Genomic DNA, 2321 nt, shown 5'->3' with positions numbered 1-2321 from the left:
TGCATATATCAACACTCTACTAAAACATAGCCTATAATTTACATTTATTTTCTAACAAGTATAAAATCATTTCTTCTTTTTGTTTACTTAACAATTTAGAAATTAGTTTTTTCCCTTTAATATTATTAATTTTATATTCATTAAAAATATTCTCAAATCTGTCTTCTATAACATTAACTTCACTTTTGTAATTATTAATACTACTCTTATCATTAATAACTACTACATTTTCAAAATAGTTTGATATTAATCCTTCTATATTTGATTTCAATTCTCTATTTATAACTTTTACCACATTATTTTTAATCCACTTTTCAACAACGTTATCAGACTTTATAGCTAAAGCTTCTTTACATTTTTCATCAGCAAGTTCATTGAAAAAATCTCCAGTATGGCTATCTACTTTAACAAATATAACTTCTATACCACTATTCATTAATTCCTGCATTCTTTTGTAATATTCCTTAGATGATGCTTCTTTTCTTTCCCATGCACCTGTTGCATGATAACAAATTCCTGCATAATCATGAAAAATAACCACCTTATTTTCTCCACAACTTAAAGCATACTCTACCCCTTTTATAGCACCCTTTAATTCACCTGCTATCTGTCTTATATTATTAGTAGGATCACTTTCTCCAATTCCACTATCAATATACTCTACAATATTATCTTTAACTGCAACTACCCCATAAGAATATTGTGATGTGCAAATATTATAGCTACCATCAACATATATATGTAAGCAATCATCAGGGTACTTTCCATCTAACTTACTTATTAAATTGTTTCTATTATTTAAAAATTCTTTTGCTTCAGATATATCTGTAAAACTTTTATATTTAGCATTTTTTACACCTTTAACATATCTTAAGCATTCCGCCCAAGTATCAACTATTTTATCTTCTACTTTTTGATTGTTTTTAAAATCAAAGCCCTCTTTTATAGCATAAACTTTTTTTCCCACTGTTCTATTCCTTTCACAAATTAAACTTTTAATATTATAATGTTGTTAATTCAGTTATTACTAAACATAATTTTTCAACATTTTTAGCACCTGTAAAGTTTATCAAATATTCTAAACCGCTTTTTAGAACTTTAATTATCTCATTATTGCCTTCCCAATTTTCTATAATCACATTCATAGGGACATCATTTATAATATTATTTAGTGCAAAGAATGCTACTCCAATATCATCTATCGCTCCTATAAATGGTATATTGTTTGGTATTATATCCGTTGGTAATGCAATATATGCAATAGCAGATGATAATATTAATTTAGTTTTTATTGAAACTCTATCATCTTTTAATAATCTATATATTAAAGATATAATATCTGGTAAAAGGAATATATATTCTTTAAACTTTTTAGTTTTTTCTGGTAACTTATCTTCTATTATTTCTCTCCCTAAGGAATAATTGTCTTTAATCTTATTAACAATAATCAATTCATCAGAATTTTCTAAATCATTTTCTTCAATTTCTTCTGTGATTTTTTCTTTAATTAAGTTCCCTTTTAAAGAAATATTAATTTCCTCTAAATTAACCCAAAGTTCTTTATCCTTTACAAATACTTCATTTAAAGCAAAGTCAACAAATGGAATATCATATAATATCTTTTTTATATCTATTGATATTTTATCCTTTTCTGTACTTATTCCTTTATCATTGAAATCTTTAATTAATTTTTTCAAAATAAAGCTTCTAAACATTCTAAAAAGACCTAAATTCATTACCTTTAAGTTAGCCAATTTACATATAACTCTTCCATCTATTAATTCAAGTATTTCAACTTTTAAAGAAAATTCTACATTAATTCCCTTTTTAAAATTTCCTTCTACTATGATTCCATTAGATATATTAATTTTATTTATATACAATCCTTCGATCTTTACAAAGTCATTTATAATACTAAGTAAATCCTCACCTAGTAATTTTACTTTAATATTAGATATCTTCATAATATATTCTCCTTTTAAGAATATTCTTTTAAACTTACATATACAATTTTATTTTCATGTATTATTAGAATTATACTATATTTAGACAATAAGTTAAATAATATCTTATTTATCTATATGGTAATAATAATTTATATAAATTATATTTTTCACTTAATATATTTATTAATTTTATTATATTAAACACTATTTCTAAAATAAAAAAGTTAATGTAAATAAAATATTAAATACATTAACCTTCCACTTTCTTATTAAATTTTAATAATTGGCTATGTTTTAGCAGAGTGTTGATATATGCAATAGGCAAAGTGGCATTGTAATTGGACTTTGAGAATAGTTAATGAGTATTGTCACATT

General features: G+C 23.5%; 2 protein-coding genes. Both read right to left on the bottom strand.

All coding sequences use genetic code 11. The annotated features are described in order from the left end of the window. Positions 1-31: 31 nt before the first annotated feature. Positions 32-967 (bottom strand): ribonuclease H1 domain-containing protein, encoded by a 936-nt coding sequence (locus NG918_RS03965; protein WP_252224686.1) that lies wholly within the window; start codon positions 965-967, stop codon positions 32-34. Positions 968-1001: 34 nt separating this feature from the next. Then, positions 1002-1964, bottom strand: coding sequence for a YkvA family protein (locus tag NG918_RS03960; RefSeq protein WP_252214872.1), 963 nt, complete (start codon positions 1962-1964; stop codon positions 1002-1004). Between the last annotated feature and the right edge of the window lie 357 nt (positions 1965-2321).

The organism is Clostridium sp. ZBS2 (assembly GCF_023845855.1).
Classification (GTDB): Bacteria; Bacillota; Clostridia; order Clostridiales; family Clostridiaceae; genus Clostridium; species Clostridium aquiflavi.
This window is presented reverse-complemented; position numbering and strand designations above follow the sequence as displayed.

Excerpts from the sequence above, each read along its gene's own strand:
- NG918_RS03960 (WP_252214872.1), bottom strand. The coding sequence starts at position 1,964 with ATGAAGATATCTAATATTAAAGTAAAATTACTAGGTGAGGATTTACTT.